Annotated in this window: 22 protein-coding genes; 12 read left to right on the top strand and 10 right to left on the bottom strand. The window is 30.5% G+C overall.

The genetic code is table 11. The features are described from left to right. Window positions 1-2: 2 nt before the first annotated feature. The 12 genes from ACH5BF_RS11370 (at window position 3) to ACH5BF_RS11425 (ending at window position 13072) form a co-directional block, all read left to right on the top strand. A complete protein-coding gene (locus ACH5BF_RS11370; RefSeq protein WP_423274352.1) occupies window positions 3-599 on the top strand; it encodes an NADH-quinone oxidoreductase subunit J in 597 nt (198 codons plus the stop codon). Next, window positions 596-895, top strand: a complete 300-nt coding sequence (nuoK, locus tag ACH5BF_RS11375) for an NADH-quinone oxidoreductase subunit NuoK (RefSeq protein ID WP_423274353.1) — start codon at window positions 596-598, stop codon at window positions 893-895. The genes ACH5BF_RS11370 and nuoK overlap by 4 nt, the downstream gene beginning before the upstream one ends. Before the next feature lie 2 nt (window positions 896-897). Beyond that, window positions 898-2760 (top strand): NADH-quinone oxidoreductase subunit L, encoded by a 1863-nt coding sequence (gene nuoL / locus ACH5BF_RS11380; RefSeq protein ID WP_423274354.1) that lies wholly within the window; start codon window positions 898-900, stop codon window positions 2758-2760. A 12-nt stretch (window positions 2761-2772) separates the two neighbouring features. Continuing rightward, entirely contained in the window at window positions 2773-4299 is a 1527-nt protein-coding gene (locus ACH5BF_RS11385) for an NADH-quinone oxidoreductase subunit M (RefSeq protein ID WP_423274355.1), read from the top strand. Continuing rightward, entirely contained in the window at window positions 4300-5802 is a 1503-nt protein-coding gene (gene nuoN, locus ACH5BF_RS11390) for an NADH-quinone oxidoreductase subunit NuoN (protein ID WP_423274356.1), read from the top strand. 137 nt (window positions 5803-5939) lie between these two features. Then, entirely contained in the window at window positions 5940-6341 is a 402-nt protein-coding gene (locus ACH5BF_RS11395) for a transglycosylase SLT domain-containing protein (protein WP_423274357.1), read from the top strand. 66 nt (window positions 6342-6407) lie between these two features. Next, window positions 6408-7271, top strand: coding sequence for a menaquinone biosynthesis family protein (locus ACH5BF_RS11400; RefSeq protein ID WP_423274358.1), 864 nt, complete (start codon window positions 6408-6410; stop codon window positions 7269-7271). Window positions 7272-7282: 11 nt separating this feature from the next. After that, window positions 7283-8062 (top strand): UDP-N-acetylmuramate dehydrogenase, encoded by a 780-nt coding sequence (locus tag ACH5BF_RS11405; protein ID WP_423274359.1) that lies wholly within the window; start codon window positions 7283-7285, stop codon window positions 8060-8062. A 61-nt stretch (window positions 8063-8123) separates the two neighbouring features. After that, window positions 8124-10484, top strand: a complete 2361-nt coding sequence (topA, locus tag ACH5BF_RS11410; protein WP_423274360.1) for a type I DNA topoisomerase — start codon at window positions 8124-8126, stop codon at window positions 10482-10484. Between the two features lie 11 nt (window positions 10485-10495). Next, window positions 10496-11014, top strand: a complete 519-nt coding sequence (locus ACH5BF_RS11415) for a YfcE family phosphodiesterase (protein WP_423274361.1) — start codon at window positions 10496-10498, stop codon at window positions 11012-11014. Then, entirely contained in the window at window positions 10998-11879 is an 882-nt protein-coding gene (locus tag ACH5BF_RS11420) for a biotin synthase (protein ID WP_423274362.1), read from the top strand. Before ACH5BF_RS11415 ends, ACH5BF_RS11420 begins: the two co-directional genes overlap by 17 nt. A 32-nt stretch (window positions 11880-11911) precedes the next feature. Continuing rightward, window positions 11912-13072: a cation:proton antiporter gene (locus ACH5BF_RS11425; RefSeq protein ID WP_423274364.1), complete on the top strand. Its 1161-nt coding sequence runs from the start codon at window positions 11912-11914 to the stop codon at window positions 13070-13072. Here the strand turns inward: ACH5BF_RS11425 and ACH5BF_RS11430 are convergent. The 10 genes from ACH5BF_RS11430 to ACH5BF_RS11475 form a co-directional block, all read right to left on the bottom strand. Beyond that, a complete protein-coding gene (locus tag ACH5BF_RS11430) occupies window positions 13040-13795 on the bottom strand; it encodes an AMIN domain-containing protein (protein WP_423274365.1) in 756 nt (251 codons plus the stop codon). The genes ACH5BF_RS11425 and ACH5BF_RS11430 overlap by 33 nt on opposite strands. Beyond that, window positions 13792-14034, bottom strand: coding sequence for a septum formation initiator (locus tag ACH5BF_RS11435; protein WP_423274366.1), 243 nt, complete (start codon window positions 14032-14034; stop codon window positions 13792-13794). Before ACH5BF_RS11435 ends, ACH5BF_RS11430 begins: the two co-directional genes overlap by 4 nt. 18 nt (window positions 14035-14052) lie before the next feature. Next, a complete protein-coding gene (eno, locus tag ACH5BF_RS11440) occupies window positions 14053-15327 on the bottom strand; it encodes a phosphopyruvate hydratase (RefSeq protein WP_423274367.1) in 1275 nt (424 codons plus the stop codon). 138 nt (window positions 15328-15465) lie between these two features. Beyond that, entirely contained in the window at window positions 15466-16500 is a 1035-nt protein-coding gene (recA, locus tag ACH5BF_RS11445) for a recombinase RecA (protein ID WP_423274368.1), read from the bottom strand. 99 nt (window positions 16501-16599) lie between these two features. Continuing rightward, window positions 16600-16812: a hypothetical protein gene (locus ACH5BF_RS11450; RefSeq protein WP_423274369.1), complete on the bottom strand. Its 213-nt coding sequence runs from the start codon at window positions 16810-16812 to the stop codon at window positions 16600-16602. A gap of 27 nt (window positions 16813-16839) precedes the next feature. Beyond that, window positions 16840-17364: a D-glycero-alpha-D-manno-heptose-1,7-bisphosphate 7-phosphatase gene (locus tag ACH5BF_RS11455; protein WP_423274370.1), complete on the bottom strand. Its 525-nt coding sequence runs from the start codon at window positions 17362-17364 to the stop codon at window positions 16840-16842. Next, window positions 17361-18077 carry a nucleotidyltransferase family protein gene (locus tag ACH5BF_RS11460; RefSeq protein ID WP_423274371.1) on the bottom strand — a complete coding sequence of 239 codons (717 nt, stop codon included), beginning with the start codon at window positions 18075-18077 and terminating at the stop codon, window positions 17361-17363. Before ACH5BF_RS11460 ends, ACH5BF_RS11455 begins: the two co-directional genes overlap by 4 nt. Beyond that, the gene (locus tag ACH5BF_RS11465; RefSeq protein ID WP_423274372.1) at window positions 18077-19588 is read right to left on the bottom strand and encodes a B12-binding domain-containing radical SAM protein; all 1512 of its coding nucleotides are present in this window, start codon (window positions 19586-19588) and stop codon (window positions 18077-18079) included. The genes ACH5BF_RS11460 and ACH5BF_RS11465 overlap by 1 nt, the downstream gene beginning before the upstream one ends. Beyond that, window positions 19581-21011 carry a PfkB family carbohydrate kinase gene (locus tag ACH5BF_RS11470; RefSeq protein WP_423274373.1) on the bottom strand — a complete coding sequence of 477 codons (1431 nt, stop codon included), beginning with the start codon at window positions 21009-21011 and terminating at the stop codon, window positions 19581-19583. Before ACH5BF_RS11470 ends, ACH5BF_RS11465 begins: the two co-directional genes overlap by 8 nt. Continuing rightward, the gene (locus ACH5BF_RS11475; RefSeq protein WP_423274374.1) at window positions 21011-22057 is read right to left on the bottom strand and encodes a zinc-binding dehydrogenase; all 1047 of its coding nucleotides are present in this window, start codon (window positions 22055-22057) and stop codon (window positions 21011-21013) included. The genes ACH5BF_RS11470 and ACH5BF_RS11475 overlap by 1 nt, the downstream gene beginning before the upstream one ends.

Raw genomic sequence — 22057 nt, forward strand, 5'->3', positions numbered from 1 at the left:
GAATGTTTGAAACAGTAGCTTTTATAGTGTTTTCAGTACTAACAATTGGAATGTTTTTAATTACAGTACTTACAAATAATGCCTTATACGCACTAAGTGCAATGGCAGCGGGAATGATTTTCATTTCTGCATTTTTCTTTTTATTAGGTGCAGACTTCTTAGGTGCAGTTCAGATTGTAGTTTATACAGGTGCTGTAATGGCACTTTATGCCTTTGGTATGATGTTCTTTGATTCACTTTCTGTTGTAAAAGAGAAAGTAAATAATCCAAGATTAGTATTTTTACTTTCTGGTATGGTAGCTTTAATTGTAGTTGTTATTTTTATGGCTCCAGTAATTGGAGAAAATGTTCAAGCTAATTACCCAATTAATCCTGAATATGGAAACTCAGCTGATGTTGGTTTAGTTTTATTTACTAAGTATTTAGTTCCATTTGAAGTTGCAGGTATTATGTTACTTGTTGCAATGATTGGTGGAATCGTACTTGCTGGTAAGAAAATGAATGAATCTTATTCTGAAATGCCAGAAGATGAGATTGATGCAAAATTAGCAGCTGAAGCAGAAGCTGAAGCTCAAAAAGAATCTAAGGAGGCAAAATGACACTTAATGCCTATTTGATACTTTCAACACTTCTATTTTGTATAGGACTGATTGGAGTAATTAGAAGAAAAAATGTTCTAATGCTTTTCTTCTCAACAGAGATTATGTTAAATGCTGTAAATGTAGGACTTGCAGCTGTATCTAAATTCCATGGGGATTTATCAGGACAAATGTTTGCCTTCTTTATTATTGCAGTTGCTGCTGCTGAAGTTGCTATTGGTCTTGGATTATTAATTCTTTGGTATAAAAGAACAGGTTCTATTAACTTAGATGATATTCAAGGTATGAAGGGGTAATGATGGAAAAATTTATATATATAGCACTTTTTGCCCCACTAGTTGGTTCACTTGTAGCTGCACTGTTCTCAATGCAACCAAAAAATGCCTTTACAGGTTGGTTCACATCATTTATGTTAGCTGTTTCTATGGTAGCTTCATTAAATCTTTTCCACCATGTTTACACTACAGATGAGACTTTTAATGTAGTTTTATTTGAATGGATTGTAACTGGAAGTTTAAATATTCCAATGGGATTTGTAGTTGATCATGTATCAGTTGTTATGATGACTGTTGTTACAGTTGTATCTACAATGGTACATATTCACTCTATTGGGTATATGGAGCATGATAAAGGTTTTAATAGATACTTCTCTTACCTTTCAGCATTCGTATTCTCTATGCTTGTACTTGTAATGTCTGATAACTTTGCTGTTCTGTTTATTGGATGGGAAGGTGTTGGTGTTTGTTCATGGTTATTAATTGGATTCTGGTATCACAAAGAATCAGCATCATGGGCTGCAAATGAAGCATTTATTATGAATAGAGTAGGTGACTTAGGTTTACTACTTGGAATGTTCTTAATCTACTGGAATATCGGAAGCTTACAATATGACATCGTATTTGCTAATGTATCAACATTAGAAACTTCAACTTTAGTTTGGATTGGTGTACTTTTATTTGTTGGTGCTATGGGTAAATCAGCTCAATTCCCATTACATACATGGCTTGCAGATGCAATGGAAGGACCTACGCCTGTTTCAGCACTGATTCACGCAGCTACAATGGTAACAGCAGGTGTTTACTTAGTAGTTAGATCAAATGAGTTATATGCTTTAATTCCAGAAGTTGGATATGGCATTGCTTGTTTAGGTGCATTTGTAGCGATTTTTGCAGCAACAATGGCACTTGTAAATAATGATATGAAAAGAATTATTGCTTACTCAACATTATCTCAATTAGGATATATGTTTGTTGCAGCTGGTCTTGGAGCATACTGGGTGGCACTTTTCCACTTAGCAACTCACGCTTTCTTTAAATCAGTACTATTCTTAGGTGCTGGTAACGTAATGCATGCAATGGATGACGAGTTAGATATTAGAAAAATGGGTGGATTACACCAAAAGATGAAAGCAACTTCAATTATTATGTTTATTGCTTCTTTAGCACTTGCTGGTATTTTCCCATTAGCAGGTTTCTTCTCAAAAGATAAGATTTTAGAAGCTGCATTTAACGCTGATGCTTATATTTTATGGGCAACATTATGGATAACTGCTGGTCTAACAGCATTCTATTCATTTAGACTTGTATTTAAGATTTTCTTCGGAAAACAAAACTACAGTAATGAAGAGTTCCATCCACATGAAGCAAAAGGTTTTGTTATTGCTGCAATGTTACCACTTGCAGTTTTAGCAGTAATTGCTGGATGGTTTGAACATGCATTTATTGATTTTGTTACTAAAGTTCTTCCAACGTGGGAAGCTTCAAATACTGCAAGTTCAACAGTATGGATTTTAATCCTTGTAACTTCTGCTATAGCAGTTGGTGGAATTGCAGTTGCTTATGTGAAGTACTACAAAGGTGATGGATTTAGTAAAGAGTGGGAGAATAATAGTTTATATAAACTTTTAATCAACCAATACTATGTTCCTCAGTTCTATGAGAAGTTTGTTTCTAAACCATATTATGCAATGTCAGTATGGTTCTTTAGAGTGGTTGAAATTAAAATGATTGATAATACAATTGATGGAATTGCTAAATTTATTTACAAAACAGGTGAAAAAATTAGAGTTATTCAATCAGGTAATTTATCAACATCATTAAGACTAATGGTTACTGGACTTATTATGGGTCTTGTATTTGCCTTAGTTTTAGCGGTAATATAAGGGGTTATGTAAATGGAAAATATTTTATCGATGCTGATATTCTTCCCAGCAGCAGCTGCAACAGTTGGATTCTTAATTCACAAGGATTCAATGAGACAATATGGTGTAGTTGTAACTGTTGTTGAGTTTGTTTTAGCTTTACTTTTATGGTATCACTTTGATCCAAGTATGGCTGGAATGCAGTTTGTTCAAAATTTACCAATAATCTCTTCTATGGGTATAGGCTATGTAGCTGGTGTTGATGGTGTATCATTATTCTTAATTATCATGATTACATTTATGACGATGATTGCTGTTATTGGATTAACTGAAAAAAGAAATGTTAAGAACCTTATCATTACTATGCTTTACTTAGAAATGACAATGGTTGGAGTTTTCGTTTCTCTTGATGTAATTATGTTCTATGTATTCTGGGAATTAACTCTTATTCCAATGTTCTATATCATTGGTTTCTGGGGAGCAGAGAGAAGATTCTATGCAGCAATGAAGTTCTTCTTATATACATTTATTGGTTCATTAATCATGCTTGTAGGTATGTTATATTTTGGATATGTATATCACGAAACTACAGGAGTTTGGAGCTTTAACTTACTTGATTGGTATGGGGCTATTTTACCTTTTGATGTTCAATTATGGTTATTTATTGCTTTCTTCTTTGGATTTGCAGTAAAAGTTCCAATGATTCCATTCCATACTTGGCTTCCATTAGCACACGGTGAAGCACCAACAATTGGTTCTATTATCCTTGCAGCAGTATTATTAAAAATGGAAACATATGGATTTATTAGATTCTCACTTCCATTATTCCCTGATGCAGCAGTTTACTTCATGTGGTTTATGGCAGCACTAGCTATTATTGCTATTATTTATACAGCAATGCTTGCATATGCACAAGAAGATATGAAACAAATGATTGCATACTCTTCTGTATCACACATGGGTGTTATTACTTTAGGTGTATTTGCATTAAATACAGAAGGTATTGCAGGAGCTGTTTATCTGATGATTGGACATGCGATTGTTTCAGGTGCACTGTTCATGTGTGTGGGTGTTTTATATGATAGAAGAAAAACTAAGATGATTAAAGAGTTTGGTGGATTAGCTCATAATATGCCAATGTTTGCACTTGTATATGCAGTAGTTTTAATGGGTTCTGTAGGACTTCCATTAACAGCTGGATTTATCGGTGAATTCTTAGCTTTACTTGGATTCTTTAAAGCATCTCCAATCTTAACATTTATTGCTTCTTTAACTATTGTTTTAAGTGCAATTTATATGTTATCAATGTACAAAAGAACATTCTTTGGAGAGTTAGTTAATCCTAAGAATAAAACATTAAAAGATATTTTTGGAAGAGAGTTAGTTGCTCTTGGTTCTTTAGTTGCTTTAATTATAGCACTTGGGGTTTATCCAAAAGTTGTACTTGAACCACTAAATACTTCTGTAAATCATTTAACACAAGTTATGCAAGTAAAAGCTGTTAATGAAGATACAAAAGAGAAGCTTAAAGCTTTAAATACAGTAGGGGAGGTTAAATAGATGCTAGAGCCTATTTCAATTAGTTTAGAGAGTTTAAACCTAGGTACTTTAGCACCTATGGTTATTGCAATAATTGGTGCAATTAGTATTATATTAACTGACCTATTTAATAAGAATAAACATAAATCATTATATGTAATGATTGTTATTCTTTTCTTAGTGTTTGACTTATTTACATTATTAGCGTTTTCAGGTGAAGAAAGAGGTCTATTTGACATAATGTTACTTGATGGTATTGCAATACTATCTCAATGTATTATTATTGGTGGATCAATTCTATTTATTTTCTTTGGACTTTCAAAGTTAAGATTCCAAGATTTCAGACATGCTGAGTATTTTGCATTATATTTATTTATGGTTGCAGGATTCCAGTTTATGGTAAGTTCTGATTCATTAATCTTAATTTTTGTTGGACTTGAAACAGCTTCTTTAGCTTTATATACAATGATTGCAATGCACAATAGAATGGTATCAATCGAAGCTGCTGTTAAGTACTTTACAATGGGTGCTTTAGCAGCTGCTTTCTTTGTATTTGGTTCTATGATTTTCTATGCCTTAACAGGTTCTTTAGAGTTAGCACAAATTTCACAAGTATTAAGTGAACAAAATTACTTATCAAGTGAAAACTTCTCTAATTATGTAATGGCATTAGTTGGATTTGTATTTATGTTTGCAGCACTTGGGTTTAAATTATCATTATTCCCATTCCATACTTGGGTTCCAGATGTTTACCAAGGTTCAACATCTGCTTTAGCTGGATTTATGTCGGTTATTCCAAAAATGGCAGGATTTGTTGTAGCTCTTAGATTCTTTGATGTATTTGTACACAGTGGAGATACAATTATTCACTTTATGCTTTACATTACAGTAATTTTAACAATGACAATTCCAAACTTAATTGCATTACAACAAACAGATATTAAAAGAATGCTTGCTTACTCATCAATTTCAAATGCGGGTATGGCAATGGCAGCTGTATTAATTGGTACACACCAATCTACAAATGCTTTATTCTTATACTGGATTTTATTTACAATCACTAACTTTGGTGCATTTGGTATGTTATGGCTTAACAGAGGTAAAGAGTACAAAGATTATAACTCTCCTTACTCATTTAAAAAGTTCTCTGGACTTGCACAAATTTCGCCATTTACAGCATCAATTTTAGGTCTGTTCTTATTTGCATTAACAGGTCTTCCTCCATTTGCATTATTCTGGGGGAAAATGTACTTAGTATCAAGTGCCGTAAATGCAGGTGAAATTGCCTTAGCAGTTATTATTGTATTAAACTCAGCAATCGCTGCTTACTACTACTTAAGACCTGTTTCATATATGTTCTTAAGAGATCCAGAAGAAGGTGCTAATACTAAATTTATGCAAAATGCTTCAACTCCAATGAAATCAGTTGTAGGTTTTGCAGTATTCTTAGCTGTAACTTCAATCTTCTATATTCAACCACTATTAGACATAATCTCTCACTACGTAGCTAGTGCAGGATTTTAGTATAAACTAGCCATTTAATTTTTAAATGGCTAGGAATATAGTAAAATCTTTCTATGAGACTCTTTTTTCTTTTATTTTTTATTAATACCTTATTATTTTCAAACAGTTTAAAACTTGACAATAAAGATATATTGATTTTGAAAAAAATCAAATCTTTAAGTGATGATGAAATGTTAAGTTACTCACTAATGGCAATAGCAATAAAAGAGTCAAATATTGGCAAATATGTTGTTAATAGTCAAACTAATGACTTTGGACTTTTTCAAGCAAATATAAAAACAGTATTATCAAGACAGAACGTAAAAGATACAAAAGAGAATAGAATATTTTATGCCAATAAACTAATAAATGATGTATCTTTTGCTACAGCAAATGCAATTATTGAGCTTAGATACTGGAAAAAAGTTCATAAAAATAATTGGGCAAAAACTTGGGCTTCTTATAATACGGGCTGGAAATATGATAGTAAAACAGGATTTAAATATGCAAATAGTATATTTGAAATCATAAAGAAATTGAAAATTGAGTATGGCCTTTAGGTCTAATATAACCTAGAAATAAAGCATAACTTGCTAAAATCCATTAATTAATCATAAGGAAAAGTTTTGAAAAAGATAAGTGTTGCACATTCACCAGACGCAGATGATATTTTTATGTACTATGCAATTAAATTTGGTTGGGTTACTCCAAAAGATGCAGTGTTTGAAAATATTGCAGATGATATAGAGACTCTAAATCAAGCTACATTAAAAGGTCAATATGATATTTGTGCAATCTCTTTTGCCTTATATCCTTTTGTTAAAAAAGATTATGCTTTATTAAAAACTGCTGTTTCTTTTGGTGAAGGATATGGTCCTAAACTTATTAAGAAAAAAGGAACAAACCTTAAAAAGAATTTTAAAGTAGCTCTTAGTGGAGAATTTACTACTAATGCACTTTTATTTAAAATAGCATACCCAAATGCAAGAATTACATATATGAACTTCTTAGATATTGAAAAAGCTGTTATTGATGGAGAAGTTGATGCAGGTGTATTAATTCATGAATCAATTCTTACATATGATGATACTTTAGAAGTTGAGAAAGAGTTATGGGATGTATGGGTTGAATTAAGTGGAGGAGATTTACCTTTACCATTAGGTGGTATGTGTTTAAGAAGATCAATTCCTTTACACAATGCAATTGATTATGAAAAAACATTAATTAAAGCCGTTGATGTAGCAAACAAAAATAGAAAAGTATTAGCTCCAATGCTACTTGAAAAAGGTTTAATTAGAGTTGATGCAAATACTTTAGATAATTATCTTGATTTATATGCAAATGATAACTCGGTACAATTAAGTGAAATTCAATACCAAGCTTTAGATAAACTATATGAACTTGGATATAAACATGGATTTTATGATAGCTTAATTAAATCAAAAGATTTTTTAATCCCTGATGATTATGAAGAGTTAAGAGCAAGATAGTAAAGGTAAAAGTGGAAAATTATTTTAAGCAAATAGATTTTAGTAAATACTCATCTTTACATATTGGCCCTACAAGTGAAGTTTTAGTAATAAATGAAATAGGTAATTATGATGATTATCAAATCTTGGGTAGGGCTAATAATGTACTAATTTCAAATAGTCATCCAAAATTTGCTGTATTAGGTGAAGCTTTTGACTATATAGAACAAAAAGATAATCTTTTATATGTAGGCTGTGCTACAAAATCAGGGAAACTTTTATCATATGCAAAAAGAAATAACCTAGCAAACTTAGAGTTTTTAGGAAAACTTCCGGGTTGTCTTGGTGGATTAGTTAAAATGAATGCTGGATTAAAACAGTGGGAAATTTTCAATTATATTCATTCAATCAAGACAAATAAAGGTTATATTAAAAAAGAGAATATAGAATACTCTTATAGAAATACAAAAATAGATACAATTGTTTATGAAGTAGTATTTAATATTGAGACAGGCTATTCAAAAGAAATGGCTGATATGTTTAAAAAAATGAGAGATAATCAACCCCAATTACCAAGTGCTGGGTCTTGTTTTAAAAATCCAAAAGATGATTTTGCAGGAAGATTAATAGAAGCAGTTGGACTAAAAGGTTTAAAAAAAGGTGGAATGGGATTTTCCCAAGAACACGCTAATTTTTTAGTAAATTATGGCGGTGGAACATACGATGAGGCTATTTATATGATTAGTTTAGCCCAAGAAAAGATTAAAGAGCAGTTTAATATAGATATTCAAAAAGAGATAATAGTTTATTAGTAATATTAATTAATTTATGTTAGAATGCTCCGATTTAAAAAAGTGAAATGAGGTTTTTTTAGTGAAGAATTTAGTAATAGTGGAGTCTCCAGCCAAAGCAAAGACAATATCAAAATTTTTAGGTAAAGATTTTAAAGTGATGGCTTCGATGGGTCATGTAAGAGATTTACCAAAATCAAAATTAGGGTTTGATCCAGAAGATAATTTTAAACCAAAGTATTTAGTATCAGCAGATAAGAAAAAAGTTATATCAGATTTAAAAAAAGAGATTAATAAAGATACTACAATTTACCTAGCGGCCGATGAGGATAGAGAGGGAGAAGCTATTGCATGGCATTTAATCCCCGCACTTAAAATTGAAAAAAACCCTATTAAAAGAATTGTTTTTCACGAAATTACTAAAGATGCAATTTTAAAAGCCTTAGAAAACCCAAGAGATGTTGACCAAAATCTTGTTGATGCTCAACAAGCAAGAAGAATTTTAGACAGAGCTGTTGGTTATGAACTTTCTCCTTTATTATGGAAGAAAGTTAGATATGGTTTAAGTGCAGGTAGAGTTCAATCTGTTGCTGTTAAAATTATAGTTGATAGAGAGAATGAAATTAGAGAATTTAAACCAGAAGAGTACTGGAAAATTAAATCAAACTTCATTGACCCAGAATTAAAAGCTGAACTAGCTAAGCATAGTGGTTCTAACATAAAAGTTACAAATGAACAAGAAGCAAAAGTTGTAGAAGCTTCTGTTAAACAAGCTGATTTTACTTTAGTAGATATTGAAGAAAAAGATTCAAAAAGAAATCCAGCAGCACCATTTACAACATCAACTTTACAGCAAGAAGCAAGTAGAAAACTTGGACTTTCTGTAAAGCAAACTATGGTTATTGCACAACAATTATATGAAGGTAATGTTGGTAATATTCCAGGACATAGTGGTGGTTTAATCACATATATGAGAACTGACTCTTTAAATCTTTCGACAGTTGCAACAACTGCAGCTAAAAAGGTAATTGAAGAGCAATATGGAAAAGAGTATTCATTAAGTAAACCAAGGGTTTATAAGTCAAAAGCAAAAGGGGCACAAGAGGCTCACGAAGCTATTAGACCTGTAAATTTAGCACTTAAACCAAGTGAAATTAAAGCATATGTTGAACCTGCACAATATAAGTTATATAGTCTTATTTGGAAAAGAACATTAGCTACACAAATGGCTCCTGCACAAATTGCTAATACTACATACAAGATTCAAGCAGGAAAAGATGGAGAGTATGAGTTCCAAACAAAGGGACAAAGAATAGTATTTGCTGGATTTATGAAAGCATATACAGAGGGAAGTGATAATCCTGAATCAGCACTTGATAGTAGTGAGAAAATTCTTCCAACGATAAAAGTAGGTACAGTTTTAAATTTAGAAAAACTAGAATTAGAACAGTTATTTACAAAGCCCCCTGCAAGATATACAGAGGCCTCTTTAGTTAAGAAGTTAGAGAGTGAAGGAATTGGAAGACCTTCAACTTATGCACCAACTATTTCTACTATTCAACAAAGAGAGTATGTAGTAAGAACTGAAGATAAAAAGTTAGCTCCTACTCCAACAGGAGAAGTTGTAAACTCATTTTTAAATGACCATTTCTCGGATATTGTAGATTTAGGTTTTACAGCTAAAATTGAAGAAGAGTTTGATGAAATTGCAGAAGGAAAAATTGCTTGGGAACAAGTAATGACAGACTTTTATGGTGGCTTCAAAAAGACTATTGTTGAAAAAGAAGAGAGTGTTAATAAAGAAGATTATCTTCAAGTAAGAGAGATTGGAACTGATCCAAAATCAGGAAAACCTGTAAGTGCAAGAGTTGGAAGATATGGTCCTTTTGTTCAAATTGGAACAAAAGATGATGAAGAGAAACCAAAGTTTGTAGCTATTCCTGAGCATTTAAATATGGATACAATCACATTAGATGAAGCACTATTTTTATTTACTCTTCCAAGAGTTGTAGGGCAAACTAATGAAGGTGAAGAGATTAAAGCAAATATTGGAAGATTTGGTCCTTATTTACAAGTAAAAAGTAAATATTATTCATTAAAAACTGATGATCCATATACAATTGAAGAAGCAAGAGCTAAAGAAGTTATAAAAGAGCTTGATGAAGCAAAAGCAAAAGCAACAATAAAAGAGTTTACAGAAGAAAAAATCCAAATCTTAAATGGAAGATATGGACCTTATATTAAGCAAGGTAGAAAGAACTTTAAAATACCAAAAGGAAAAGTTGCTGAAGATTTAACACTAGAAGAGTGTCAAGAAATCATTGCAAAAGATCCAAAGTCTAAAACAGCAACTAAAAAAGCTCCTGCAAAAAAGACAACAACAAAGAAAACTACTACAGCTAAGAAAACGACTACTAAAAAAACTACAGCAAAGAAGAGCTAATTTAAAAATCAATGAAAATAGGAATTTTATCTGATAGCCACACAAAAGTTGGCTACACGAAGGAGGTCATTGACCTTCTTAAAGAAAAAGGAAGCCAGTATTTAATCCATGCTGGTGATTTATGTCTTGAAGAGAACTTAAAATTATTAGAAGAATCAGGTTTAACTTATGTTAGCGTATTTGGCAATAACGATTACTCTTTAGTTGAATATGCCCATAAATATAATATAAAAAAAGAGCCTTACTACTTTAAAATAAAAGATATAAAATTTAAACTTATGCATTTACCTTATCATCTTACTCCTGATAGTGATGTGGTGATTTTTGGGCATACTCATATGTTTGAGCATGATTATAAAAATAAGACACTTTTTGTAAACCCAGGAGAAGTTTGTGCTAGGGAAAAACCTTTAATTGAGTGTGTCTTTTTAGAAATTAATGAAAATGAGTATATAATCTCATACTATTTTAAAAATACAAACGAACAATTTTTTAAGAAAGAAGAGTATAAATATGAGCGAAAAATTTAAAGTAACTGATGAAATATTTTTATGTGCTATTTGTAATGTTGAAAGCGGTACTTGTAATGAAGACTGTAAATTCTGTACACAAAGTGTAAGATATAAAGCAGATATTCAAAGATATAAAATGAAAACAGTAGAACAAATTATCGAAGAAGCAAAAAGAGCTAGAGAAAATGGAGCTGTTGGATTTTGTTTAGTAACTGCTGGACTTGGTCTTACTGATAAAAAAACTGAATATATTGCTGAAGTTGCTAAAGCTGTAAAAGCTGAGAACTTAGGTTTAAGACTAATTGCATGTAATGGAACTGCAACTGTTGAGCAGTTAAAAAAATTAAAAGCAGCAGGTGTTGATAACTATAATCACAATTTAGAAGCATCAAAAGAGTACTACCCTGAGATTTGTACAACTCACTCTTGGGAAGAGAGATACCAAACATGTTTAAATGTTAAAGAAGCAGGTTTACAACTTGTATGTGGTGGAATATTTGGAATGGGTGAAACTCAAGAAGATAGAATTTCTATGTTAAAATCTATTGCTTCTTTAGATCCAATGAATGTTCCATTAAACTTTTTCCATCCAAATGAAGCATTACCACTTGTTGAAAACTCAATTTCAAGAGAACAAGCTTTTGAATTAATTGAATTAGCAAGAGAAATGATTCCAAATGCTCATAAAATTATGGTTGCAGGTGGAAGAGAATTAATGTTTGGTGAGCAACAGTATGAAATCTTTGAGAGAGGTGCTAATGCTTTTGTAATTGGTGATTATTTAACAACAACTGGAAAAACTCCAAAAGATGATGTTGCAGCTTTAGAAGCTTTAGGTTATAAAATTGCAAAACATGTTGTTAGAATGCCAGACGAAAAATAGATTATAAAATATATATTAGAAGGTATAAATAAATGAGTGAAGAGATTTTAATAATTATAACAATTTCGTTGATTATTTTTTCTTCACCGTTAATAGGGAAGTTGTTAAAACTTCCTACTGTTACAGTGGAGATAATCTTAGGAGCAATTGCTTCATATTTTGCTTTTATCTCTGATCATGCAATTTTAGATTTAGCTGCAAAACTTGGATTTCTGTATCTAATGTTTTTAGCAGGACTTGAAGTTGATTTAAAGAAACTAGTTAATATCTCCCCAACTATTCTTAAAAAGTCTCTTATTTATAATGTGATTTTATTCTCTTTATCCACACTAATATCCGTGTATTTGGGACTTGGGAATATTTTTATAGTAATACTTCCATTAATATCCATAGGTTTATTAGCTGCCTTGAAGAAAGAGTATGGAGATGTAGAGTGGATTCGTTTATCCATAGTTGTTGGACTTATAGGTGAAATAGTATCTATCTTTGCTTTAACAACTGTTTCTGCTGCATTAGAGTTTGGGATAAACTTTGAGTTTTACAAAACAATGTTCTTATTTGTGATGTTCTTACTTTCAATGTTAGTAATTTATAAAGTGTTTCACAATCTTATTTGGTGGTTTCCTGAGATTAAAGCTTATTTAATGCCAGAAAAAGATCATCAAGAACAAGATATTAGAATCTCTATGGCAATCTTTTTCTTAATGATTGCAGTAATGATGGTATTACATTTAAAAGTTGCATTTGGGGCATTTATTGCAGGAACTTTTATTACAACATTCTTTGAGAAACACAATAAGCAACTTTCTCATAAGCTAGAGCATTTTGGTTTTGGTTGGCTTGTACCTATCTTCTTTATTTCTGTTGGGGCTTCATTTGAGCTATCAGCATTGCTTCAAGAAGGATTATTAGTAAAAGCTTTATTAATTGTTGCTGCTATGGTAGGTATTAGATTTATTGCATCTATGTTATTTATTAAAGAAATGGGGTGGAATAAGTTTTTTATGATTGGGCTTTCTCACTCAATGCCAATTACACTTTTAATTGCAGTTACAACATTGGCTTATAACAATCATTCAATTGATCAAGAGTATTATTATGCGTTTATTTTGGCAGCGATATTAGAAGTATTAATAGTGATGGTATTGATTAGAATACTATCACATTTCATCACTATTAAAGATCGTAATTAAGTTGTTCTTATAATCTACTTTATAAGAAGATGGTTTTTTATCAAGTTCTACAACAACTCTGAAGAAACCATTTTTCTTATGATTTCCTACAGTAATCTTTTTAAAATTCTTAGATTCTAAATCTTCTCTTTTTGTATAGAAATTAACATTTGCTTTGTAGTCAATAATAAGTTTATTATCTTTATTTATGCTAAATTTCTTTGATACTTTGTAATCTGTATGAATTGATAATTCATCATCATTATAATCTAGTTTTACAAAAGGAAGGATTTGTAGCTCTTTATTCATTTCAGTAACTTCTACATCAGGTCTAGGCTTTACAAATACAACTTGTTTTGGTTCAACTTTTGCAGTCTCTTCAATCTTCTTTTCTATAAGTTGTTTTGTTTTATATTCTGTTTGCTTTTGAGCTTTTTTGATTAGTTTCTCAACTTCTTCTTTTGAATATTTTGCTTCTTCTTTTGGTGCTTTTTCATTGATTAAAGGAACAATTTTATCAATCTGTTTTTCAACTGTATTTTTATTTTCACCTTCTACTGCAAGTTTTTCTTGCATTCTTTGGGCATAATCTTCTTCACTAGGATTATATAAACTCTCTTCGTTTAACTCAATAATTCTAGCAGCTTCTTCTTCATAAGCACTTGTCGTATTAAATGGATTTTCTCTTGCTTCTAAGCTTACAGCTAAGATAAGTGCTGATGTAAATAAAGATAAAGTTTTCATTGTTCTGGCTCCAAGTTTTTTAATTCAAAATACTCTTTTTGTAAATATGCATTCTCTTTTTGCAATCTTTTTATTTCGTTTTGAAGATAATCTCTTTTATGTTTTAAAGAGTTATAAACTTTTAAAGAGTTATCCCCAAAAAGAATATTAGCAACATGGTAGCTTAAAAAGATTGTGATTATTATTGAGATAATTACAATTACAAAAAACTTTTTTATTCCACGCTGCTTTTTTTTCATAAACTACTAAATATTTAATTATTTAGAGAATGGTTGCATACCTAAATATTCTGCATAACCAATTTCTGCACCAATTTCTAATAATCTGTTGTATTTAGCGATTCTATCAGATCTTGCAGTAGAACCTGTTTTAATTTGTCCACAATTTAATGCAACAGCGAAGTCTGCAATAAATGCATCTTCAGACTCACCAGATCTGTGAGACATTACACAATTGTAGTTGTTTCTTTGAGCTAATCTGATTGTTAACATTGTCTCAGATACTGAACCAATTTGATTTGGTTTAATTAAAATAGCGTTACCGATACCTTTTTGGATACCTTCTGCTAAGATGTTTGCATTAGTTACAAATAAATCATCTCCAACTAATTGAACTTTATCTCCAATAGCATCAGTTAAAATTTTCCATCCATCCCAATCATCTTCAGATAAACCATCTTCGATTGAAACGATTGGATATTTAGCACATAAATCAGCATAGTATGCTACTAGTTCTTCAGAAGTTAAAGTTCTTCCTTCACCTTTTAATTCATATTTACCTTCTTCATTGATTAATTCAGAAGCAGCAACATCTAATGCAATAGAAATTTGCTCACCAGCTTTGTAACCAGCTTTTTCAATAGCTTCCATAATTACAGCAATAGGCTCTTCATTTGATTTTAAGTTTGGTGCAAATCCACCCTCATCACCAACTGCAGTTGATTCACCCATAGCGTCAATTACTTTTTTTAAGTGTTGATAAATTTCAGCTGTAGCTCTTAATCCATCATTGAAGTTTTCAAAACCTGTTGGCATAATCATATATTCTTGGAAGTCAACAGAGTTATTTGCATGCTCTCCACCGTTGATAATGTTAAACATTGGAACAGGCATAGTCATTGCATTTGCACCACCTAAATATCTGTATAATGGTACATTAAGTGAAGAAGCTGCTGCTCTAGCAACTGCCATAGATACACCTAATACTGCATTTGCACCTAAGTTTGAGTAGTTGTGAGTTCCATCAATATCTTTCATAGTTGCATCAACTTCTGCTTGATTATATGGGCTTAATCCCATTAATTCATCAGCAATAACAGTATTTACGTTTTCAACTGCTTTTAATACACCTTTACCTAAAAATCTATCATCACCATCTCTTAATTCTAAAGCTTCTCTTTTTCCAGTACTTGCACCACTTGGAACAATTGCACTTTCTTTTGTTCCATCGCTTAAGATTACTGTAGCTCTAACTGTTGGATTTCCCCTTGAATCTAATACTTCATCAGCATATACATTGTCAATAAATACCACTTAGGTCTCCTATATTCTTATAATTTGCTATATTATAACTAAAATAAAATTTTTCTTTGCTTTTGTGTAAATTTTGAAATAAAAAAAGGGGGAAGAGTAAAACTCTTCCCCCTTTTAATACATAAGATATTTTAAAAATTACTCTTCTGTATCTTCTTCTACTTCACCTTGGATGATTTCATCATTTACACCCATTGCATCTAAAATTTTCTTTTCAATTTCATTTGCGATTTCTGGATTATCTTTTAAGAATACTTTTGCATTCTCTTTTCCTTGACCGATTTTAGAATCACCATAAGAGAACCATGCTCCTGCTTTATCTACAATGTCAAGTTTTACACCATAATCAACAAGTTCACCAGTTTTAGAGATACCTTCTCCAAACATAATATCAAACTCTGCTTGTTTAAATGGAGCTGCTACTTTATTTTTAACAACTTTTACTTTAACTCTATTACCAATTGAGTTTTCAGCTTGTTTAAGTGTAGCAATTCTTCTAATATCTAATCTTACTGAAGAATAGAATTTAAGTGCATTTCCACCAGTTGTTGTTTCAGGACTTCCATAACCAGTCATACCAATTTTCATTCTAATTTGGTTAATAAAGATTACTGTACAGTTCATCTTATTTAATAAACCAGTAACTTTTCTTAATGCTTTTGACATAAGTCTCGCTTGAACACCAACTTGTTGGTCATCCATATCTCCATCAATCTCAACTTTTGGAGTAAGTGCAGCAACTGAGTCAACTACTACTAAATCAACAGCTCCTGATCTAATAACTGTTTCTAAAATCTCTAAAGCTTGCTCACCAAAGTCAGGTTGAGATACAAGTAAGTTATCAATATCAACACCAATATCTTTAGCGTATTTAGTATCTAAAGCATGCTCTGCATCAATAAAAGCACAAACTCCACCTGCTTTTTGACACTCTGCAATCGCATGAAGTGTAAGAGTAGTTTTACCAGATGATTCAGGTCCATAGATTTCAACAACTCTACCTTTTGGAATACCACCAACTCCAAGTGCTAAGTCAAGTCCTAAAGATCCTGTTGAAATAGATTCAGTTGGAATAACCTCTTTATCCCCAAGTCTAATTAAAGTACCTTTACCAAATGCTTTATCGATTTGTTTAATTGCTAAGTCTAAAGATTTTTTTTGATTTTCATCCATTGTTTTTTATCCTGTATAGATTTCATTTATTTAATTTATGTTGGAATTTTAGCAGAAAAAATATAAAGTATATATTTTTATTGCAAATTGTAATATTTTTTATTCTTCTGTTTCTTTTTTATTTTTTTCAGAGAATTTTTCAACAGTTTCAATTGTTTTAATATGTGAAGTTACTCTTTTTCTCATAGAGTGTTTTTTAATATGTTTTGCAAGAATCTTAGTGTATTTTTTATAATTTCTAGAACCTCTCTCAAAAGTAGCAAGTTTTTTCTGAATTTTAATAATATTATCTGGAATAGAGTTTTCAGCCATATCTTCACCTATGTAATTATCTTAAATTTATTTTATTATACTAAAAATTTGATTTATTTCTTTACATTCAAAGTAGTTATTTTTAATTTTAGCTGGATTTATTATAGATTTCTCAACTTTTATCATGTTTGCAACACCAGAATTTATTGCACATTGTATATCTGAGTCTTTATCTCCAATAAACCATGAATTACTTAAGTCAATGTCATGTTTGTTTTTTAAGTCTATTACCATCTTATTTTTTGGTTTTCTGCACTCACACTCATCACTTGGTTGATGTGGGCAATATGCAACATCTTTAATTTTTATGTTTTTTTCTTTAAATTTATTAAGCATATAAGTTGTTAGTTTGTAAAAATCTTCTAAAGTATAGTAACCTCTATTTATTCCTGATTGATTAGTTACAATAAATAGTTCAAAATCTTTTTCTTGAAGGTAATTCAATAATTCAAAAATATCTTTGTTAAATTCAAAATCTGAGATTTTATAAACATAGTGTTTATCATAATTTATTATTCCGTCCCTATCAAGAAAAACTGCTTTTTTACTCATTGTTTAATTACACCATTTTGCATGTCTTTAATTGCTTGATTATAGCTTTCAACTGTTCCTATATCTCTATGATAAACACTATTTAAAAAAGTATTTATTCTCCCTAAAAAATTAGGAATAACATCTAATGAAAAATCAATATCTTTTTTATTTAGGCTTTCTAGATAATCAAATATTGTGTTATTACAGATATAAACAGCACCATTTGCCAAATTTGATGGAGGATTTTCAACTTTTTCATGAAATTTTTGAACAATATTTTTTGAATCAAGTTCAACTATTCCACAGGATTTTGGAGTTGGTGTTTCAAATAACATCATAGTAATATCACAAATATCTTGGGTTTTTTTATGTGTTCTTACAAAATCTTCGAAATTACAAAAACAAAGATTATCAGCATGTATCAAGAAAAACTCTTCTTCTTTGATAAAAAAATCCTTATTTGCAAGAAGTGTGCCCCCTGTATTTAAAAGCTCTTTTTCATGTACAAGAGTTATGTTGTTTTTAAAATTACTATTTTCTACAAACTCTTGAACTTTATCACTAAAATAATGAGTGTTTATTAAAAATTCATTAACCCCAATTTTTGATAAATTCTCAAGCCAATACTCTAATAGAGGTTTTTTATTTATTTCTACAAGGCATTTTGGAATAGTATTTGTAATAGGTCTAAGTCTTGTACCTAAACCTGCTGCTAAAAGTAGAGCTTTCATTATGAATTCATCACAGGATATAAATCTTTGTGTAGAGCTTTTCTTGTTTCTCTTCTAATTTTATTTAACTCTTCTTGACTTATTCCCATCATTTTTGCTGTTCTTTCTCTTTTCTTTGGGTCTGAGAAGTTGATTCTATCCCATTCGTAAGCTCTTAAAATGGATACTTCTTCAGGTTCCCATTCATCACTTTTTATTCTTGAAAATCTCCAGTTAATATTTAATTCACTATATGTTTCTTTATCAATTGCATTGTGTTGCATAGCGTAGTCATATAGTTTTGTACCACTAAAAACATTGGCAATAAAAAACTTTACATAATCTATTTTTGTTTCTTCTGCAAATCTGAAAGTTTCTCTCATCTCTTCCCATGTTTCACTTGGAAGTCCTACGATAAAATTAGCTACAACAAAAAGGCCATACTTATGAGCAAGTTCGATTTTAGGTGCAACACTTGTTAATTTTAATGGTTTGTGAATAACTTCATTTAATACTCTTTGATTCCCTGATTCAATAGCTATATTTAACATAATACAACCAGATTGAGCCATTAAATCAAGTATTTCTTCATCAATAGCTGGTAAAAATACTGCTGTTGCTTTCCATTTAAGATTAAGCTTTTTATCAATCATTGCTTTTAAAATTCTTTTTGTTCTAACCTTATCTCCAAATGGATTATCATCTTCAAAAACAACAGATTTGATTTTATAGTTTTTTACTAAATACTCTAATTCTTCTATAATACTTTCTGCTGACCTTTTTCTAAGTTTTTTACCTGAGATTGATTCAACTAAACAAAAAGTACAACCAATAGGACAACCTCTTGATGTCTGTATTCTTGCATAAGGTAGGGCAGGTGGAGCTTCTATTCCTTCCCTTGGAGATTTCATAGTATATTTTTCAAAATCAATAAATGAATAATCAGGAATAGCAATTTTATTAACATCTTTTACAAGTGTTGCTTCTTGGGCTACAACTTCATTTAATTTATTTCTATATACTAATCCTTCCTCTGGAAGTTCTCCTTGAGAGTTTAAGTATTTTACTAAGCTTTGGAATACATACTCTCCCTCTCCTCTAATACAAAAGTCAACTTTTTCATTTTTCATAACATCATCAAAATGTAAAGTACAGTGAACACCACCTAAAACAGTAATAATAGAGGAATCAAAACCTTTTACAATATCAAGTGTTATATCAGCAATAATGCTGTATTCGGTAGTTAAAATAGAGATTCCTACTAAATCAGGTTTCTCTTTTTCTATTTGTTTTTTAAACTCTTCTTGTGTTAAATTATCAAATTGAGCATCAATGATTTTTATTTCTTCAACATGATTTTTTATCATACTTGCAAGAATACATAAAGTAGAAGGATTTAGGTTCCACGTTGTATGCATATCTTCTTTGAACCATCTTTGATTAGGATAAACTAGTACAACTTTTTTAATGTTATTTATTTTTTTCTTCTCTTTTAAATATACTTCTTTTTTATCAAAGTTAATTTTAGTCATTTATTTTCCTTAGTTCATTTAATAATTCATCTTTTTTAATAGGTATATTCCCAACTCTACTTACTTGAATCGCTGCTGCAAGTGAGCCTAAGTAAGCAGCTTGCCAAATATTTGCTCCTATTGCTTTAGCCATTGATGAACATGTAAGTAAAGAGTCTCCTGCGCCACTTACATCTTTTGCATTATTGTTTAAAGCAGGAATATTATCTGTTAAAAGAGCATCTTGTTTTGAGTTATATATCATAACTCCTTCACTTCCAAGTGTTGTGAAAATATATTTAGGTTTTGATTTTTTAAATAGTTTTTTTGATAAGACAACAAGTCCTGATTCAAAATCATTTATAGATAGCCTAATTTCTCTCTCCGTTGGTGTTACTATATCCATATTTTTAAATTTTGATATATCTCCAACTTGTGAGGAACTTTGAGAATCTGCTGCCATAGAGATATTATTTTTTAGTGCAAAATCTGAGATTTTTTCAATAAGTTTTTTAGTTAATACACCATATGAAAAGTCAGAAAAAATTATAAGGTCTAAATCTTTTATTTTCTTTATTTTTTTTAGGATAGATTTTTCAAAATCTTTATTTATATAGTGTTGTTTTAGATGATTTACTCTTAGTAGAGTTTTATTGTGTGCTCTAAATCTTTGTTTTAATGTAGTAGGTCTTGTAGAGTCTTTATATAGTTTTGTGCTGATATTTAGATTTTGTAAATACTCTTTTGTATAAGTATAGTTTAAATCATCCCCTACAACTGAAATATATGAAACATTTGCTCCAAGAGTTTTTGCATGGGAAGCTACAATTGCTGCTCCACCTATAAATTTATTATTAGATAGTGGAGTAACAACTATAGTTGGGTCTTCTTGGCTCATTCCCACTGGATTACATGTTATATATTCATCAATAATTGTATCACCAATAACTAATACATTTAGTTTTGAAAAATTCTCAATAAAATCTTCTAATTTTGCTTTATTTATTTTGTGTCTTGATAAATAGCTTGATGAGTGTTGAATAAACGAGTTATTAACTTGAAAATCTTTATTTAATAAATCTAAAGAAGAAAAACCAATTTCTCCAGATGTAAATAGAAGTTTCCCTCCATACTCTTTTAGGATATCTTCTTCTTTGTTTTTCTTTTGTTCATGCTCTTTACCCTTTACAATAATAGAGGGTTTTACTCTTTTTATATAATTTATAATATCTTCATCTAGAATAAAAGCTTCATCCACATAACTTGTAGCTTTTATTGAATCTAGTCTTGTTTTTTCATCTAATAGCTCTAAATCTTTTGTTAGATTATCAGAGTTTACAGCTACAATTAAATAATCTGAACTCTCTTTTGCAAATTTTAATAGTCTTAAATGTCCTGGGTGTAGGATATTAAAATTACCATAAACTAAAGCGGTTTTTTTCATTATTTTTCCAAAGAGGGATTTATTTGAATTAATGGTCTCGTAACTTTTCGATTCTCTAAATCATCAAGAGCTTCATTAATTTCATCTAAAGTATATCTTTTTTCAAGTAACTTTTCTAGTGGAAGAGTACCTTCTTTATACAGCTTATAAAATTTTGGTAAGTCTCTATCAGGGATACAAGCTCCTCCCCAACTTCCTTTTATTTGTTTTCCACAAATTAAGTCAAAAGGATCTATTTTTATTAGGTCTCCATTTTGAGGGTGAGATGCAAAAACACATAAGCCTCCATTGTTTTTTACATTTTTAAAAGCAATTTCAATTATTTTTGCTAAACCTGTAGCTTCAACACTATAGTCAACACCTTCATTTGAAGTTAGTTCTTTTAGCTTTTCACTTACATCTTCTTTTGAAGAATTAACAGTATGTGTTGCTCCAAACTCTTTTGCTAATTGAAGTTTATTCTCTTCAATATCAATAGCAATAACTTTATCAAAGTTATAAAGTTTTGTTGCCATTAAAGCACTTAATCCTATTCCCCCTAGTCCAAAAATTGCAATTGTAGTGTTCTCTTTTGGTTGAATTTCATTTATTACTATTCCACTTCCTGTTGGAATTGCACAACCAAATAAAACAGCTACATCTAAAGGTATTCCTTCTTCTAGTTTTGTTACTCTATTTTCAGATACAATGGAAAATTCATTAAAAGTGGTTACTTGTCCAGAGTTGATTGTTTTACCATTATTATCATATGAAGCACAAGGAGCATTTAATCCTTCACCTTTTATCCAGCCTAATACAACCTTGTCACCTTCTTTCACTTTAGTTACGCCATTTCCAACTTTTCGAACAAATCCAGTTGCTTCATGACCTAATAAATGAGGTAACCATTTGTCCTCACCTCTTTTACCTCTAACTTCCATAAGCTGAGAATGACAAACACCACTATATGCGATTTCTACAAGAACTTGACCTTCTTGTAATTCATTAAATGTAATATTTTCAATAGCTAAAGGTTGATTTGTATTATTTAAAACTGCTGCTTTCAT

The sequence above is a fragment of the Arcobacter pernae genome (assembly GCF_049472135.1).
Classification (GTDB): Bacteria; Campylobacterota; Campylobacteria; order Campylobacterales; family Arcobacteraceae; genus Arcobacter_B.

Bases quoted from the DNA above. Each gene is read 5' to 3' on its own strand.
- ACH5BF_RS11370 (WP_423274352.1), top strand. From the start codon at position 3: ATGTTTGAAACAGTAGCTTTTATAGTGTTTTCAGTACTAACAATTGGA.
- nuoK (WP_423274353.1), top strand. From the start codon at position 596: ATGACACTTAATGCCTATTTGATACTTTCAACACTTCTATTTTGTATA.
- nuoL (WP_423274354.1), top strand. From the start codon at position 898: ATGGAAAAATTTATATATATAGCACTTTTTGCCCCACTAGTTGGTTCA.
- ACH5BF_RS11385 (WP_423274355.1), top strand. From the start codon at position 2,773: ATGGAAAATATTTTATCGATGCTGATATTCTTCCCAGCAGCAGCTGCA.
- nuoN (WP_423274356.1), top strand. From the start codon at position 4,300: ATGCTAGAGCCTATTTCAATTAGTTTAGAGAGTTTAAACCTAGGTACT.
- ACH5BF_RS11415 (WP_423274361.1), top strand. From the start codon at position 10,496: ATGAAAATAGGAATTTTATCTGATAGCCACACAAAAGTTGGCTACACG.
- ACH5BF_RS11420 (WP_423274362.1), top strand. From the start codon at position 10,998: ATGAGCGAAAAATTTAAAGTAACTGATGAAATATTTTTATGTGCTATT.
- ACH5BF_RS11425 (WP_423274364.1), top strand. From the start codon at position 11,912: ATGAGTGAAGAGATTTTAATAATTATAACAATTTCGTTGATTATTTTT.
- ACH5BF_RS11430 (WP_423274365.1), bottom strand. From the start codon at position 13,795: ATGAAAACTTTATCTTTATTTACATCAGCACTTATCTTAGCTGTAAGC.
- ACH5BF_RS11435 (WP_423274366.1), bottom strand. From the start codon at position 14,034: ATGAAAAAAAAGCAGCGTGGAATAAAAAAGTTTTTTGTAATTGTAATT.
- recA (WP_423274368.1), bottom strand. From the start codon at position 16,500: ATGGATGAAAATCAAAAAAAATCTTTAGACTTAGCAATTAAACAAATC.
- ACH5BF_RS11450 (WP_423274369.1), bottom strand. From the start codon at position 16,812: ATGGCTGAAAACTCTATTCCAGATAATATTATTAAAATTCAGAAAAAA.
- ACH5BF_RS11455 (WP_423274370.1), bottom strand. From the start codon at position 17,364: ATGAGTAAAAAAGCAGTTTTTCTTGATAGGGACGGAATAATAAATTAT.
- ACH5BF_RS11460 (WP_423274371.1), bottom strand. From the start codon at position 18,077: ATGAAAGCTCTACTTTTAGCAGCAGGTTTAGGTACAAGACTTAGACCT.
- ACH5BF_RS11465 (WP_423274372.1), bottom strand. From the start codon at position 19,588: ATGACTAAAATTAACTTTGATAAAAAAGAAGTATATTTAAAAGAGAAG.
- ACH5BF_RS11470 (WP_423274373.1), bottom strand. From the start codon at position 21,011: ATGAAAAAAACCGCTTTAGTTTATGGTAATTTTAATATCCTACACCCA.
- ACH5BF_RS11475 (WP_423274374.1), bottom strand. From the start codon at position 22,057: ATGAAAGCAGCAGTTTTAAATAATACAAATCAACCTTTAGCTATTGAA.